At 46.7% G+C, this 16,434-nt stretch carries 11 protein-coding genes and 1 pseudogene; 5 read left to right on the top strand and 7 right to left on the bottom strand.

Annotation, left to right across the window (positions count from 1 at the left end; translation table 11 throughout):
• Positions 1-121 precede the first annotated feature (121 nt).
• The 3 genes from EZE20_RS14580 to EZE20_RS14590 form a co-directional block, all read right to left on the bottom strand.
• Positions 122-2,548 (bottom strand): ABC transporter permease, encoded by a 2,427-nt coding sequence (locus tag EZE20_RS14580; protein WP_132118901.1) that lies wholly within the window; start codon positions 2,546-2,548, stop codon positions 122-124.
• Between the two features lie 163 nt (positions 2,549-2,711).
• Positions 2,712-3,752 carry a DUF4097 family beta strand repeat-containing protein gene (locus EZE20_RS14585; RefSeq protein ID WP_132118903.1) on the bottom strand — a complete coding sequence of 347 codons (1,041 nt, stop codon included), beginning with the start codon at positions 3,750-3,752 and terminating at the stop codon, positions 2,712-2,714.
• Between the two features lie 233 nt (positions 3,753-3,985).
• Positions 3,986-4,420 (bottom strand): CBS domain-containing protein, encoded by a 435-nt coding sequence (locus tag EZE20_RS14590; RefSeq protein WP_165933484.1) that lies wholly within the window; start codon positions 4,418-4,420, stop codon positions 3,986-3,988.
• A 148-nt stretch (positions 4,421-4,568) separates the two neighbouring features.
• Between EZE20_RS14590 and EZE20_RS14595 the strand changes: the two genes are divergently transcribed.
• A complete protein-coding gene (locus EZE20_RS14595; RefSeq protein WP_132118905.1) occupies positions 4,569-4,763 on the top strand; it encodes a hypothetical protein in 195 nt (64 codons plus the stop codon).
• 75 nt (positions 4,764-4,838) lie between these two features.
• Here EZE20_RS14595 and EZE20_RS14600 read toward each other — a convergent pair whose 3' ends face one another.
• A complete protein-coding gene (locus tag EZE20_RS14600; RefSeq protein ID WP_228713765.1) occupies positions 4,839-7,601 on the bottom strand; it encodes a M14 family metallopeptidase in 2,763 nt (920 codons plus the stop codon).
• A gap of 188 nt (positions 7,602-7,789) precedes the next feature.
• Between EZE20_RS14600 and EZE20_RS14605 the strand changes: the two genes are divergently transcribed.
• Positions 7,790-8,941 (top strand): Gfo/Idh/MocA family protein, encoded by a 1,152-nt coding sequence (locus tag EZE20_RS14605; RefSeq protein WP_132118907.1) that lies wholly within the window; start codon positions 7,790-7,792, stop codon positions 8,939-8,941.
• Between the two features lie 77 nt (positions 8,942-9,018).
• Here EZE20_RS14605 and EZE20_RS14610 read toward each other — a convergent pair whose 3' ends face one another.
• Together EZE20_RS14610 and EZE20_RS14615 are read right to left on the bottom strand one after the other, a co-directional pair.
• Positions 9,019-9,999 (bottom strand): sugar phosphate isomerase/epimerase family protein, encoded by a 981-nt coding sequence (locus tag EZE20_RS14610; RefSeq protein WP_132118909.1) that lies wholly within the window; start codon positions 9,997-9,999, stop codon positions 9,019-9,021.
• A 113-nt stretch (positions 10,000-10,112) separates the two neighbouring features.
• Positions 10,113-12,563, bottom strand: a complete 2,451-nt coding sequence (locus tag EZE20_RS14615; RefSeq protein ID WP_132118911.1) for a TonB-dependent receptor plug domain-containing protein — start codon at positions 12,561-12,563, stop codon at positions 10,113-10,115.
• Between the two features lie 293 nt (positions 12,564-12,856).
• Between EZE20_RS14615 and EZE20_RS14620 the strand changes: the two genes are divergently transcribed.
• The 3 genes and pseudogenes from EZE20_RS14620 (at position 12,857) to EZE20_RS14630 (ending at position 15,770) form a co-directional block, all read left to right on the top strand.
• A complete protein-coding gene (locus EZE20_RS14620) occupies positions 12,857-14,149 on the top strand; it encodes an acetyl-CoA hydrolase/transferase family protein (protein WP_132118913.1) in 1,293 nt (430 codons plus the stop codon).
• Positions 14,150-14,480: 331 nt separating this feature from the next.
• Positions 14,481-15,058: pseudogene (locus tag EZE20_RS14625) on the top strand (Crp/Fnr family transcriptional regulator).
• Between the two features lie 85 nt (positions 15,059-15,143).
• Entirely contained in the window at positions 15,144-15,770 is a 627-nt protein-coding gene (locus tag EZE20_RS14630; protein WP_132118915.1) for a hypothetical protein, read from the top strand.
• Positions 15,771-15,890: 120 nt separating this feature from the next.
• On the opposite strand, the gene EZE20_RS14635 is transcribed toward EZE20_RS14630, so the two are convergent.
• Positions 15,891-16,409, bottom strand: a complete 519-nt coding sequence (locus EZE20_RS14635) for a GNAT family N-acetyltransferase (RefSeq protein ID WP_132118917.1) — start codon at positions 16,407-16,409, stop codon at positions 15,891-15,893.
• Between the last annotated feature and the right edge of the window lie 25 nt (positions 16,410-16,434).

Raw genomic sequence — 16,434 nt, forward strand, 5'->3', positions numbered from 1 at the left:
CTGCTCGATGGTGAGCATGGAAGTTAAAAACGCATTCCCGAGGTGATTAATTTCGCTTTTCTTAACAATTTGGTAACATTGCTAAAAATTTAACATTGGCTCTCATAGAGCCACGATTCTGCTATTCAGATCGCAGCGAATCTACCGGATTCATCAAGCCTGCTTTAACTGACTGAAAACCGACGGTAACAAAAGCAATGAGAAGCGCCAAACCCGCTGCTGCTACAAAAATCCACCATTCCATCGCAATCCGGTAGGGAAAATCCTGCAACCATTGATTCAGAAAATATGCCGCCACGGGCGATGCAATCAAAATCGCCACTCCAACTAAGGCCAGGAAATCTTTGCTGAGGAGCATCACCACGCTCGACACACTTGCACCCAGCACTTTCCGCACACCAATTTCCTTAGTTCGTGACTCAACCGTGTAGGTAGCCAATCCGAACAAACCCAAGCAGGCAATAAAAACTGCCAGTAATGAAGCGGTCGTAAAAAGCTTACCGTACTGTTGCTCTTCGTAGTACGCTTTCTGATAATTTTCGTCCATAAAGAAAAAATCAAAAGGATTTCCGGGAAAGCTCGTTTTGTACAATTTTTCGAGTTTGGCTACTTTATCGCCCATCCCTTCGGGCGTCAGACGAATGCTGTAATAAACCGCTGATTTTTGTGGATAAAAAATAATGGGATCAATGCTGTTTTTCAGGCTTGTATGATGATAGTCAGCCACCACGCCAATCACTTCCAGGTAGCGTTCGTCCCATTTAATTTTGGTTTGTATGGCTTCTTCTGGCGAGGAAAATCCGAGTTCTGCCACGGCCCGTTCGTTGAGCATTACCTTGGAATTATTGTTCCATTCGACATCGGTTTCCTGAGGCGTAAAATTCCGGCCAGCTTTTATACTTATTCCGTAGGTTTTGAGGTACCGGTCGCCAATCACAGCAAACGCATACGATTTCAGTTCATCTTTGGGCTTCGAGCCGGGTTGTGTAAAGCCTGATGTACGAAAGTTATAATAACGACTTGGCACGACATTAGAAGTGGCATATTCCTGTACAAAACTTTGCTCCGCCAGCGTCTGAACAAACGCATTGCTGCGGGTTGCAAAGGTGCTATCCTTGCCAATCTGCGGTCCCGAAACTACCAGAAGCTGTTCCGTGTTGATGCCCAGCTCTCCGGTTTGTAAGTGGCGTAACTGACTATAAATCACGATTGTGGCCAGAATCAGGCTGGTTGAAATAACAAATTGACCCACTACCAGCCCTTTCCTCAGCCAAATACCCCGACTATTGCTCGTGCGTTTTCCTTTCAGGGTTTCAATTACTTTAAATCGAGACAATATCCAGGCCGAATACAGCCCCGAAAGCACCGAACCAGCCAAAAGAAGCCCAAGGCCGTACATCCAAAACGGCGTGTTCCCAAGAATTTGTAGTGAAACCTGTTTCCCGATCAACTCGGCAAACAGCGGCTGCAAGGTACCTACCAGCATCAGAGCAAAGCAAAAACCCAGGCCGTTGGTAAGCAGCGACTCACCCAGAAACTGCCCGATGAGATGGGCCTGCGTAGCGCCAATGACTTTCCGAACCCCGACTTCGTTGGCGCGTTTGAGGGCATTGGCCGTTGAAAGATTGATGTAGTTGAACCAGGCAATGAGTAAAATTAGCAGAGCGATTCCGGCCAGCATGTACACATATTTGACGTTTCCGGTGGTCAGCAGCGGGTCGTTGAGCGAAGGCGCCAGGTGAATGTTGGTAGCAGCCTGCAACCGAAACACTATGCCGTCGTTTTCCTGACTCAGTTCGTTCCGTAAGGTATTAAATTTTGCTTCCAGCTCCTGATAATTTGCCTGTTCCCGCACCAGAAAAAAAGCGTTGATGTATTGATTATCAAGATTATCCAGCCGAACCCAATCGTTACCGTTGGTATTTGCCGGACTTTTCAGTGTTTCCAGAGACAAAACCATGTCATATCGAATATCTGACAAATCGGTCATGTCTTTATAAATTCCTCCGACAGTAAAAGTCGTTTTGCCAAACTGATTATGAAGCAGCAAGGTCTTGCCTGGCGCTTCGGTTTTTCCGAAATATTTGGCAGCCGTACTTTCAGATAAAAAAATCACGTTGGGTTGTTTCAGCGCTTCTGCGGAACCTTTAAGCAAGGGAAAAGTAAAAAATTCAAAGAAATTCCCTTCCACATACCCAATGCTTTCTTCCTTAAATGACTCTCCTCCCTCCGCTTTTTGCATCACGCCCGAGGCGATTCCGTCGGCAAAGCGGCAGTAGTCTTCAATTTCCGGAAATCGTTCCTTAGCCAAAGCCGCCCAGCCCGGCTCCACCTCGCCCCACGACGCTCCGTCGGTGGCTACATTTACCAGGCGGTACATGCGGTCAACGTTGGTGTGAAACTGATTGACGCTTTTTTCAAGGCTCACATATTCCAGAATAAACACAAAGGCCGAAATTCCGAGTCCTAGTCCGAGGACGTGAATAAACGTGTACACTTTGTTGCGCAGCAGATTTCGGAAAGCGATTTTCAGGTAGTTTTGTATCATGGCTAATAGATGTTTGCTTAAATAGATGAAAAAGCCATGCCAAAAGTTCAACTTCCTTATTTTCAATAAATTACTTTCCAAACAAAAAACAGAAGTGTCCGCAATTGGACACTTCTGTTCGGGTATGAACGGCTTTTGATTTACTAAAAAATGGCTGCTTAACTTATTGATTTACATTCACGCTGCCGCTGCTTGCTGACAGCTGAACCGAAATCCCGCCGCCGTTCATGCTTCCCTGCACCCGGTTTTTTTCGGAGGTTCCATTAAAGTTTCTCAAAGGAATTGACACCTTATTTCCCCGCAAATCCAGGTCCATTCCTTTGTTGAGTGGCATAGAAACGTTGACACTACCGGCGGAAGTCGATAAGCTCAAATACTTACCAAGTGAGTCAAAATCAGCGTCGATGCTGCCGGCGCTCGTGCGGGCTTTCACACTTGCTGCCATTTTAGTCAGGCGAATCGACCCTCCCGAAGTTTTGGCATCAAGCTCACCCGTAATATCGTCGCCTTTGATGCTTCCGCCGCTTGTAGCTGCCACTACATTTCCATCCATTTGTCCCAGCGTGATGCTGCCGCCGGAAGTTACGAGACGAATGTTCCCGATCATACTACCTGCTTTAATACTACCGCCGCTCGTAATCAAATCTACTTCGTCGGAGCAGTCGTAGGCCTCAATGCTACCGCCGGAGGTACGTCCCTGCATCTTGCCTTTCATATCCTTAATTTTAATACTGCCACCGCTCGTTTTGAAAGAATGCTCGCCTTCCAGAGAAGCCATGCGAATACTACCACCGCTTGTTTTGAGATCGGTGGTCATGCTGCGGGGCGTAAAAACTTTAAACGAAATCGACAAACCTTTTTTCCAGTTCATGCCATTCGAGTCTTTCGGACGGGCCATTGCTACTACCGTGGTACCTTCGCGGCGTACGACGAGTTCGTAGTCGTCAAGGCGTTCTTTAAGTTCTTCGTCGCTAATATCGTTTCCGTTCCAGCTGTTGCCCCGTATGTACATTTCTACCCGTACACCGCTGTTTCGGGTGCCTTCTACCTGAATGGAACCACCTGATGTTTGTACGCGCAGGTTGCTCAGGTTATTCTCGGCAAAGTCTTTGGTCATGTAGGGTGTATCGTCCCTTTTTTGTGCTTCGGCATGTAGAAAAAGGAGCGCAAGGCTCAGGAGCAGGTAAAATTTTACGTTTTTCATGGTCTATACGATTATGGTTTTTCTTAATGATGAAAAAGCCGCCACTGACGTTGCACCAGAAGTTAGTTTTTTAATAAATTATTTATAATATCCTTATTTTCAATTAGTTAAAATAATTTTTATGTTGATTCATTCGTAGAGACGCAAAATTTTCGTTTCTACATTTCAACAAAATGGAGCTCATCAGCTGAGCTCCATCAAAAAATACACTTTACAAAAACGCTAATTTAGACTCAGGATTGGGTAATATATTGTTCCAGAAACTGAATATGTACCTTTTGTTCAAACATGATCGAATTCACAATATCGCCAATGCTTAAAACTCCCACCACCCGATCGTTTTCGACAACGGGCAAGTGCCTGATTTTCTTTTGGCTAAATAGCTGCATACATTCCTGAATGCTCATATCACACGAAACCGTAAAAACTTTGGGCGTCATAACCTCCGAAATCGGCGTACTTTTCGCTTTTCTTCCCTGAATAATCCCCTTCCGTGCGTAGTCCCGCTCCGAAAAAATACCGACAAGGTTTTCATTTTCAAGGACAACCACCGCACCAATATTTTTTTCTGCCATCAAATGCAGCGTTTCAATAACTGTGGCCGTGGGGGGCACACTAAATACAACCGAGATTGGTTTGTCTTCCAGAATTTTCTTTACAGAGATCATACGTAAAAGTTTTTTTGAGCAGATGTAGGAATAGATTTGATACATCAATATATCAATTTGCTATTTTAATTACAAGTTTTTCTACGAAAAATAGAATCAGATTTTTTCTTCCATTGTATTTTTTGTATCTTGTAAATAAAAAAATAGTATGATTCCGATAGTAATCCTTTCCATTGTACTCGTAGCAGCAGGCTTTTTTCTGTTTAGCGTGCGACTGCTTTTTGTAAAAAACGGCGAATTTAAAGGAACCTGTGCCAACAACAACCCGTACCTGCAGAACAGCGGCGCTACGTGCGGAGTGTGTGGACGCACCGCAGGCGAAGCCTGTGCGGAAGAGAAATAAAAAAGCGCAGGTCGTTTTGAAATCAACGAACCTGCGCTACTTTTTTCAGGAAATAGGATTCCCTTTTTTCTCTGCCTACTCCCCGGTAGCTGTCATGCCACCAGCTTTTTTGCTGGAATACATCACATTAAACAACAGCTTGAACGTACCGTGTGACTGCGCCCGAAAGGTAATTTCGGGGCCAAAAGCATATAGTTTTCCGGCACCAACCGAAGCTTCAAAGGCCGCTACTCCGCCCTGCAAGTAGGCTTGCCCCCAGGCCCAGCCACTCCGGAGCGGCGTGCCGTTGGCAAACCACATCAAAGGCCTAACGGTCTGTTTTGCCAGGGCATCGGGTGCAATGCTAAACACCGGACTGTTGTCAAAATAGACATCACAGGAGCCGGGCATTCCCCAACTGACCGACTGCGTAGAATCTACCTGCACACGCAGGATACTTCCGGGAATAAAGTACTTTTCACTCACAAGGCGTTTTTCGGTTCCATCCGGCATAATCTCGACAAGGGCATTTCGTACGGGCAATTTGAGGTGAAAAGCCAGGTTTGTACTGCTCCCAATGGTAAATACCGTACCGCCATCCTGCATGAATTTTTGTAAATGAACCAGCGTAGTATCTGCCGAAATCTTCCCTAACATTCCGCGATATTCTTCCGGAATTTCACTTTCCTTAGGTTCTTTTCGGGTATAACTTCGCCCGCCGCTATCGCCACCGGCAACCGCGGGAATTGCACCCGTCACGAATACCAGTACGTCAAATTTCTTTGATAACTCTCCGGCATTGAGCGTATTAGGAAAAACCACTTCCACCGGAAAATGAAACTGCTCCGTGAGCCACCGTACCCAGCCCGAAGGCATAGAACCGCCGTACGTATCCCATAAACCAACCCGCAGAGCGCTGATTTTTTCCAGCGTGCCCGCAGGGCGTTCGGAGACGCCGGTAACTGCCACTCCAAGCGGCGAGGCTGTTTTTTCCAGCAGTTGTTTCGATTGATCTGTTGCCGGGACAAAAAAGCTTCCGGTGGAGGTTCGATACACATCAATTTTTTCACGAAGTAAATCATTTACAACCGTATACGAATCGTTAATTTGGGGGTCAAGCGTGTAGCCTGTAAGTCCGGCTTTACTCACAAGATTTGCTTTGGGATATTGCAGTTCACCGTAGGGTAGCGCCCGGAAAGGACCATCAAATGCATCCAGAATCCGGTCAAACTGTACGCCCATTTGATAAGCCAATGTCCAGCCTGCGGCATCGTAGGGCCGCACGGGCGGGCCGCCGGGATACTGAAAATCGTTGGGATGATCCTGCGGCTCAAACATATCCAGCACGTGTGGTCGAAACGCCTGCCCGGTTTTGACCACATACGAGCCCGCTGGATAGCTTTTGCCAGCTACATCAAAGGCCGCCGTGGCCTGATGTACCTGTACGCCAGACTTAATGAGAGCGTTCATGAATTTGGCAACCGTAGGAAAATCAGGCTGAGCGGCTGACAAAATATAGCCCCGTGGATCGCGCAAGGACGGATTCGTCATGACACTGTCGTAGTATTTGGACGGGATGCCCGAACCCGCCGAAACAACCTTTGCTTTTTTCTGATCTTCCCGATAGGCTTTCGTAATCTCCTCTACGCGCTTGGGATAGGATGTCCAGGTATCTTTAGCTCCCCGGTCTACGGCATTTTTTCCCATGCGATAGCTGTTGTAAAGCAGTTCGTCACGGTGGCGGGCGGCATAGTTTAATACGGCATAATTAAGTGACACTGAGTAATCAATTGACTGCCGGAAGTGCCACTTTTGGGGAGTAATCGGGAAAGGTGTAGCACCATTTGGAATCAGTCGCTGTGGAACTAATGGAATTTCAGAAGGCGTGGGACTGCCAATAATTTCGGTTAGGATTCCGATCATGTTATGAAAATAAGGAGCCGTGCGCAAGCCGCCGTTCCACCACGTAGAATACACCGAGCCTGCGCGTTGCGTATAGCCGGGCTTGCCTTCGGCATTGAGGCGTGAGTTCATGGCCGCTCCCAAAGCATCCAAACTCGTGATAATGAGCGGGTCATACACATGATTGAACGGATCACGGTAGGGCGGACCAGCCACTACCGAGCCCGCCGGGCCTGCCTGATGATGATTGTAAACCACTTGCGGAATCCACTCGACGTACAGTTGACGGCCAATGTTCCAGGATTCTTTCATGTTCATCATGAAAAAATCTCGGTTGTTGTCGTGGCCGATATATTTTTGGTACAACTTCGGCAGAAAATCCAGCGTTCGTTTCTCAGGTTTTTCTTCCCGCATGTACCACGAGCTTACCAATTCCTGCCCGTCGGGGTTGGCATGAGCCAGGAGAATAATGACCTCGTCCAGTATACGTTTTGTTTCAGCATCCTGACGGCTGACGAGTTGATACATCGTTTCGATCAACTGATGAGCGCCTACGGTTTCGGTCGCGTGCAGGCCACCGTCAATCCAGATAACGGCTTTTCCTTCCAGCGACAGCGTGCGTGCCTGCGCTTCGGTTACACCCTCAGCACGGGCGAGTTTTTGAGAAATGGTTTTGTACTGATCCAGTTTTTTGAGGTTTTCAGGAGAAGAAACCACCATCATGTACTGATGCCGCCCTTCTTCGGTCAGGCCCATGTCCACGAGTTTTGCCCGATTGGAGGCAGCCGCCAGTTTTTTGAAGTACGCCTCGGTTTGGGTGTAGGTAGCCAGGTGATAGTCGTCTCCAATGCTAAACCCAAAATGTTCTTTGGGAGCAGGGATTTTCTGGGCGTTGGCCAGGGTTAGGGTCATCATCAGGAAAAACACTCCCCGAACGGTCATTTTCAGCAGCTGCATATCGGTTTAGTCAGGTTATAAATACTTGTTTTATCAACTAAACAAATATAGCAAAGCTGCCCGCCTGCCCGTACAAATCTTCATATTTTTAAGTAATAATTATGGTTCAGGTACCTTATGAATAAAATTATTCCTGCCCACAGAAATTTTATCCTTGTGACCTTATTATTTAAAAACCATATTCCTGTATGAAAATTGAAAATGAAAATCGCCGTAAATTTCTGTTAAACACCATGCAATCGGCTGCCGGGCTTATGCTTATTCCTCTCGCAGGAAAGGCGGCGCTGTCGGCAACGCACCCGGCCAAAGCCGTTCAGTGGGCGGCTCCGCGCATACGCTTTTCGGTAATTGGCATGAATCACGGCCATATTTACTCGCAGGTAGAGGCCGTTATTCGGGGTGGCGGAGAGCTCGTTTCCTACTATGCCAAAGAGGCAGATTTGCGGACGGCTTTTCAAAAACGATATCCGCAGGCAAAAGCCGCCGCGAGTGAAGAAGAAATACTGAAAGATAGTTCGCTACAACTCGTGGTGAGTGCGGGTATCCCCAAAGATCGTGCGCCCCTGGGAATTCGGGTGATGCAAAGTGGCAAAGATTATATGTCGGATAAACCCGGAATTACTACTTTGGCACAATTGGCGGAAGTTCGAAAAGTGCAGAAAGCGACCAATCGAATTTACTCCATTATGTACAGCGAACGGCTCGAAAACCGGGCTACCGTAAAAGCCGGGGAGCTCATACGAGCCGGGGCTATCGGCAAAGTGGTGCAGACCATCGGGCTCGGGCCGCACCGCATGAATCCCAAAACACGCCCCGAATGGTTTTTTGACCTCGAAAGCTACGGCGGCATTATCTGTGACATTGCCTCGCATCAGTTTGATCAGTACCTTCATTTTACGGGCTCCACGGAAGCCGACATTGTGGCTTCACAAGTCGGAAATGTGAACCATCCGCAGTATCCCGGCTTGCAGGATTTTGGCGATGCCATGCTGCGTGGCAATGGCGGCATGGGCTATATCCGGGTGGATTGGTTTACGCCCGATGGCCTCAAAACATGGGGCGATGGCCGACTCACGATTCTTGGCACCGAGGGCTTTATTGAAATTCGTAAAAATATTGATATTGGCGGACGTGAAGGTTCCAACCACCTGTTCCTGGTCAATCAGGAAGGAACCAACTATATTGATTCCAAGGACGTTGACCTACCCTACGGACGACAACTTGTAGATGACATTGTGAATCGCACCGAAACCGCCATGTCCCAGGCGCATTGTTTTCTGGCCACCGAGCTCGCCCTGAAAGCGCAGGCTCAGGCACAAAAAGTAACGTTGCCGAAGTAAAAAATGGCTATTGTTTTTTAATTCAAAGTCCCGGCGCAAACGCCGGGACTTTGTTGTAATTTATTAGCAATAAAAACTTACGCTCCCAGCGCTTTACGTGCATATTCCACGCATTTGGCGGTTTCTTTCACCGCGTCCGACCCATCGGGCACGGGATATTCCAGCTCAATGGTTGCCGGAAACTTGTATTTATTTTTACGCATCATCTGCAAAACCTCCACGATTGGCGTATCGCCCTCGCCCCAGGGCACATTGGCGCCTCCATTTGCTTTGGATTTGCGGTCTTTGGTGTGCATACTGACAATGTGCTGATGCTTATCCGTCAATAGCGGGATGGGGTCATGGCCTGCGGCTACGTAATGCCCCATGTCAAAATTCATGGCGTTATATTTGGATTGTTGGATAGCTTCGTCCCATGCGGTATAGGTTTGCTGCAAATGTCCGTGATAGCCCACATAAATCTTATGTTTGGCGGCAATCAACCCCAGCCGTTTGCTTTGGGCAGAATCCGTGGGTAGCTCCACCGTCGCCTGATTGGCTCCAAGTGCCTTGGCTGCGCGGAAGGTGTAATCAACTTCCGCATCGGTATTATTTGGCCCTAACGCATTGGGTTTGTAGCCATAAATACTTACTCCGGCATTTTTGTACATTTTCCTCAGCTGCACAAATTTATCCATCGAAACTGATGCCCGCCATTCGGCCATTTTTTTTGCGTACTCGGCACGTTCTGCTTTTTGCTGATCCGTCAGATTTCCCCGGATAAAGGCAGGGGATTCGGGCGCTCCGGCAAAAGATTCAGCCGCCGGACCCATTAGTTCTATGGCGCTGATGTTGGAGTCGATGCAGTATTGCAGCACTTGCTCGGCGCTGCTTGGCAGGCTTCGCCATGAATAACTGATGACGCCAACCTGCACTCCGTTGAAAAGCGAATTGGGTTTGCCCAGATTTTTGATGTAGGCCGGCAGGCCAAATGCGTTGTCAGAAACCAGCAAAGCACCTGAAAGTACCGCTAGCGAACCGCTGAGAAAGCCCCGACGGGAAATGTCCTTAGATTCCATAGGATTAATATGATTGCTATTGAAAAAGATAATGTTCTCCTTTTCATATAAGACACGATCCGCCGGGACTTAATCAAAAATCTTTTTTTATTCCTTCACAAAGTAAAAACGGGTTACCTTACTTGATAGGTCGCAGTAGTTGAGCCGGGCAAACCCTGCCATGTAAGCCCTTCCGCCTGAATGAGTACGTCTGTGGCCGCATCAGAATTATAATAGCTGATTGTCGCTTTTCCTTCGGCATTGGTTTTGACCATAGGCATCCACAGAAGCGTCGAGCGGAAATCGGGCCGAACGTGCTCCGGACGGACTACATCATACTTTGGTGCATAAAATTCACGCTCACGGCTAAAACCCGGCATTTTCACTACTTTCACTCCTTCGGAGGCTTCCTGTGTATAGTCGTAGTTACTATTGCCCCGTTTGGTCAATACAGCAATGACCCCGCCACCTCCCCGACTTCCATAGATAGCAGCCGACGGTCCTTTCAGTACGTCAATAGACTCTACATCCTGCACCGAAATGGAATACATTGCTTCTTTGTCAACGGGCATACCATCGAGTAAAAAGAGTGGCTCCACTACCCCACTCAGGTTGGTAGAGCCCCGAATCTGCACCGTCACGTTTTGGCCGGCTCCCGTAATCTGCAAGCCCGCTACGCGTCCACGCAACATGTCAAAAATCGTCAAGGCTCCGGCGGTCATACCCAGGTTTGGTGTGATAGTCGCATCGGCGCGGGTGTATAATTTTCGGGAATCGGGTTCTTTTTCTTTTTTGCCTTTAATGACCACTTCCTGTAAAAGTTTTTCTCGATTTTGGCGAATCTGCCGTTCAATATCCAGGTACTCCTGCGTTTTTTTCTGCCGTTCTTTGTCCAGATTATTCCGCAAAAACAAGGCTATATCCAGCGGTTTGGGCTGGGCTTTGGGTGCAGAAAACTCATCAACTTCAATCAAAAGGCTCTTATTCCCTTTTTTGGTAGCCGCCTGAATCAGCACCCGCGCAGTATCCTGATTGGTCAGACCGCTAATAAGAAAATCGCCGGAAGCGTCAGTGGTGGCTTCTGAGAACGCCTTGGCACCGTCGATGGTCAGAATCAGCGACAAATCTACTTCGCCGGGTTCCTTCCGATTTAGCTTCATTACCTTTCCTTTTAACACCAGGCTTTGCTCCACAAAATAACTGGGCGTGGGCAGGTTTTCAACAAAAACATCTTCCCACCGAAACCGCCGCCATCCCTGAGTCATCATCAGAATATCCACATTAATTTTGGCATCTGCCAAGCCACCATCGAGGTAGTAGGATGGTTCTTCCACGTATCCTTTCAGGTCTGAGGTAAGCAACATATAGGACACCATATTCATTTCAAAAGGTGTTTTTCCCGCTTGGGCAGCATCCACCGCTGCCACCGAGAGCGTGGTTTGTACGGGTTGCCCGGCAGAATCCGTCACCATAAGCTCTACCTCCGTTTTTTCTCGTGGCGCATATACCTGTTTTGATGGTTTGACTGCTATTTTTAGCTGATTTTGATGATTTATAAACGCTAGCCGCTCACACACAGGCTTATTATTCTCGTTGAATAAGGTAAGATGAAGAATCCCTTCCGTCAGTTCTTTTTTGGGTATCGTAATGATAAATGACTTTCGGGTTACGTCGCCTTTGGCCGCAAAAGCTACCAATCCGCGGGTGTGGCCCAGCAAGGTAAGTTGTCCCGTGACTCCTGTTGGTCGGTTGTTGTAAATAAACACCCGCATTGTGTTGGGATTCGAAACATTATCGACCATCATGACGTAGCCCTCGGGCTGTACCGCCGGAAAATCGTAGGTTGCAAAACTTCCGTCGGAGCGTTTGATCATAGCCTTATAACGCTGATCGGGCATAGGTTTGAAGTTCATCAGGCCCATACCCCTAATCTTACTGCTGAATCCTGAGATCGTATCATTTTTTTGATTGAGAATAAAACCCTCCACGTCTACCCCAAGCCCGGATGCATCAATAGCCTTAAAACCTACACGTCCCTGCAAGCCGGCAACCAACTGTCCGCCTTCAGGAAAAAACTGAACATCAGGTGCAGGCGTAACTGCCGCTGTCGCTGCCATTTCCTCTCCCGTACGCACGACCCGGATGTCTTTCTGAAAAAAGAAATCATCCGAAAAGTTGCGCATCCAGTTTGTATAGGCACGAACCGTATAAAAACCCGCCCGCAGGCTATCAGGTAAGGGGATGTCGCCGCGCCCCGCTGCCTCTTCCATCCTGATTTGTCGAACGGTCATGATTTTCCCGGATTGCTTTTCGACAAGGTCAACATAAACCACGCGACTCACGCTATCAATCTGATGGCCGGCGCCCTCGGCAAGGTAAGCCCTGAACCACAGCGTATCGCCAGCGATATAAGTCGATTTATCAAGATGCAAATAGGCTTTTTCCTGCGGGAACATTTCCCGGTAGGTTTTGATTTTTTCAAGAACCTGCTGAGAGAAATCATCGTCGAGCCACCGAAAAGCCATGAAGAAAACCAGGCCCAAAACGATAAGACTGCTTTTGAATAGAGAGGTAGGGAAAAACATAGACGAAATAGTTAGGGATAGATGAAAAAACACATGTTACCTTTTACACAAAAAAGGCAGACAATTGGATGCGAAATAATCACTATTTTTTTATTCACCAAATTATACTTATTGATTTCTAAACGAAAAAAAGGTACTAAAACGGCATCTGTGTGCAAAAATAAAGGGTAAACAGCAAGGCGACGGCGCAGTCCAAAACATGACCTGCGTCATACAGGTTACCTACTTAATTATAGTGCTTTGCAGTCACAAAACTGATCGAAATTCTGTTTTATTTACCAACTAAAATTGCCATGAATTATTCATTTATATCTGTTGAAAAAGCTGTTTCGCTCATAAAGAGCAACGACCGGGTTTTTGTACACGGTGCAGCAGCCACACCTACGCATTTGTTGCAGGCGTTGGCCGCCCGCGCCTCTGAGTTGCGAAATGTACAAACCATCCACCTACACCTGGAAGGCCCGATGCCGCTGGCCGATGCCGGAAACGAGGAGTCTTTTCACCCCAACGCGCTGTTTATTGGAGCCAATTTGCGGGCAGCAGTAGCCGCCGGTCGGGCTAGTTATATGCCCATTTTTTTGAGCGAAGCTCCGCTGCTTTTTCGTCATAATATCTGGCCGCTCGACGTAGCCCTTGTGCAGGTTTCGCCACCCGATCAGCATGGATTTTGTTCTTTGGGTGTGTCCGTAGACGTAGCCCGCGCGGCAGTTGATACCGCCCCGACGGTGATTGCGATGGTGAACCCACAAATGCCCCGCACCCACGGCGACGGACAAGTACATGTCAGTAAATTTACAGCCCTTTGTTTTCACGAAACGCCAATATATGCCCACGAACCAACCGAGCCAACCCCGCTGGAAATGGCGATTGGGCGCAATGTGGCGGAATTGGTAGAAGACGGCGCCACGCTGCAAGTCGGCATTGGCGGCATTCCCAACGCTACGCTGCGATACCTGCACAATCACAAAAATCTGGGTCTGCACACCGAAATGTTTTCGGATGGCATTATTGATCTCGTCGAAAAAGGGATTATCAATGGCAGTCAGAAGAAAAAGCACCGGGGCAAACTCGTTTCAAGTTTTGCCGTAGGCAGCCAACGACTCTACAAGTTCATGGACGACAATCCGATGATTTCGATGCTGGAAGCCTCCTACACCAACGATACCGCCGTGATCCGGACCAACCCGCGCGTGACGGCCATCAACAGCGCAATTGAGGTGGACCTTACCGGGCAAATCTGTGCGGACTCTATCGGTACACGGCTTTATTCGGGTGTTGGCGGACAAATGGATTTTATTCGTGGCGCCTCACTTTCGGCAGGTGGCAAGCCGATTATTGCGTTGCCTTCCGTCACGTCAAGGGGTGAATCCAAGATTGTGCAGCTTTTAAAAGAAGGCGCCGGAGTGGTTACAACACGAGCGCATGCCCACTACATTGTCACAGAAAATGGCGTGGCCGATTTGTACGGAAAAACCCTGAAACAACGCGCGCAGGCGTTGATTGCCATTGCCCACGCAGACCATCAGGAGGCCCTGGAAAAGGCAGCCTTTACCCGCTTCGGGCCTGAATTAATTTCTTTTTCCTAGTCTATTTTTTTTGACGAAACAGCCCTCCTCCTACTCTACCCGAAGATTTTTATACGTCTTTGGGTAGAGATTACTGTAGAGAAGTCGGGAATATTCTTAGACGACTGTTATTGATGAGTGAATTAAATTATTGATACGTGAGTAGATTTGTAAAGAAAGTATAAAGTTCAGGAAATTTGTCAGGCTGAGCGAAGTCGAAGTCAGTCAAACCCTATATTTTTCTTTAAAAGTCCAATCATATATCATCAAATACTGAAAATCCTCACCTTCACCAAGCCATAACAAAAGGCTGGCAACAAGTGTACCAGAAAATAAAAACACGACAAAAACAATGCAGGACATACTATTCGACTTTATTTCAAAATACATTTCTCTAACAGATGATGAGAAGAACGCTTTACTTTCGCTAGACCTCTTTCATGCGGTAAAGAAAGGGACGGCTTTACTCAAAGAAGGACAAAAATCAATGATAGCTACTTTGTTTTAAAAGGCTGTATTCGGAAATACTACATCATAGATGGTGAAGAAAAAACTACCGCATTTTTTACAGAAATGGAAGCTTTGACACCTCATTGCGTTATAAATAAAACTCCTTCTGACTATTACATTAGTTGTGTTGAAGATAGTATACTTCTCGTTTCAAATTCTGATATAGAAGCAGAAATAAACAGCAAATTTCCAAAGTTTGAAATCATGTGTAGACTATTTTCGGAAGAGTTATTAGCCAAACAACAAATCACTTTTGACGAGTTTAAGACTTCATCCCCCGAACAACGATACCTGAACTTATTGCAAAAAAGACCTGACCTTATTCAGCGTGTACCACAGCACCAATTAGCGAGCTTTTTAGGCATTAAGCCTCAGTCATTGAGTAGATTAAGAGCAAGGATTCTTGAAAAAAAGGGCTAAAACGTATTTCTTAACTTAGGTGAAGGAGTTAGGGCATTTCGCCCATCTACTTTTGCAGGATCATTTAAAATCAGCAAAAATAGATATGCAAAAGAAAAAAATTATTCTCGTCATTGCGCTTTTAGGTGCTTTTTCACTGAATCTACAAGCACAATATAGTAAGACTGACAGCACATACAAACGGTGGTTCGTGGGTAGCACTATCTTTATATTAGGTAATTTAGCACCGGTAAACCCACCAAACTTCGCTCAACTCAATGTCGGTTACCGGATTACCGGAAAAGATGTAATTACATTAGAACCAAAAACCTGGAAATATGCCTGGCCCAATGGCATTCATCCCTTTTTAAATAAAGCGTACGGAAAGCCGGAAGAACAATTTCCGGGATATGTTCGTGAGTATGGCTTGTCGGTGGCTTACCAACGATTTTTGTGGAAAGGATTATATGCCGAACTTAATGTAATGCCTTCTTTGCAGGATTTTGTGAATATGGACGGCAAGAAAATTGATTCTGGTTTTCAGATTTTCAATACCTACCGTGTTGGTTATCACATCAAACTTTTTAGAGACAGGTTCTTTATTCAACCTTCCGTAGCAATTACACACCGTGCCTATCACACGAAATTACCTGATGGATTTAAGCAGTTGGATGACAAATGGTCTAAGTTCATCATTGGAGAACCGGGATTTCATTTTGGGTTTAATTTTTAAAAACTAGTGGCAACATGCACTGACATGCGAATCTGCAAAACAATGAAACGGTAAAATTTACCAAATGCCAAACTAAAATATAGTTCCTTTTAGCAAATGATTTTCACGTTAATTTATCCATTACAAAACTGAAACAGCGTACAGATTTAGCTCTTTATTTTTGTCCGTATAAAAAAATGGGCCCTGATACTGCATGCCAAGTTTACCCAACAAGCCGATAGAATGTGCATTGTCGGGATCGGTAAAGGCATATACAAGTGGAATTTTAAAACTATCGAAGGCTATGCTCAGAGTTGCCCGTGCAGCTTCCAAAGCGTAGCCTTTTCCATGAAATCCGGGCAGAAAGGCATAGCCCAGATCCGGGTGTGCGAGCAAATCCCGTTTGAGAAGGCCACACATTCCAATCGGAATTTGACTTTCTTTTTGTACTACGGCGTACATACCAAATCCGTTTTCCCGGTAGCTTTTGAGCGGTCCATTTTCCAAAAATTGTGCTGCCTGCTCGGTCGTTTTTACATTTTTGTCGCCAATAAATTGCAAATACCCCGGGCTATTCAATAGTTCGAGCACGAAGGCCGTGTCGGTGGTAGAAGTAAGTTTTCGTAAAAGCAATCGTTCGGTTTCGAGGACAAGTTCCATGGAGCGGTAGGTTAGTTTTTGCAAA

It is taken from the genome of Arundinibacter roseus, from assembly GCF_004348825.1.
In the GTDB taxonomy this organism is placed as follows: Bacteria; Bacteroidota; Bacteroidia; order Cytophagales; family Spirosomataceae; genus Arundinibacter; species Arundinibacter roseus.